The organism is Schumannella sp. 10F1B-5-1 (genome assembly GCF_006517535.1).
Lineage (GTDB): Bacteria > Actinomycetota > Actinomycetes > Actinomycetales > Microbacteriaceae > Schumannella.
In genome coordinates this window covers 1-303 of record NZ_VHQH01000280.1, presented here as the reverse complement: position 1 = coordinate 303, position 303 = coordinate 1, and the positions used below count along the sequence as shown (strand labels likewise).

1 protein-coding gene is annotated in these 303 nt (G+C 74.3%); it reads right to left on the bottom strand.

Features of this window, described 5'->3' with window-relative positions:
* A partial coding sequence (locus tag FJ658_RS15710) for a tryptophan synthase subunit alpha (RefSeq protein WP_181408527.1) occupies window positions 1-303 on the bottom strand: 303 nt, incomplete at both ends.

Below are 303 nucleotides of genomic sequence, written 5' to 3'. Positions count from 1 at the left end.
GTAGCCGAGCACCTCGGCGACCTGGTCGGGCGTGGAGATGCCCACCCCGACGCAGGCGGCGATCGTGTCCGGACCCGTGGCGCCGGCCGCGCGGAGGCGCGCCACGAGGGCGCGGGCCTTCGCGTCGAGGTCGGCACGGGCACCCGTGATGCCCATGGTCGAGACGGCGTAGACGAAGCCCCGGCTCGCCGACACGGTGTCGTCGAGGCGCGCGTCCGTCGACGACGGGGCGGCGAGGAAGACGCGGTCGAGACCGGTGCGGTCGCTCTCGGCGATCCAGTCGTCTGCGGAGTCCGGAGTGAT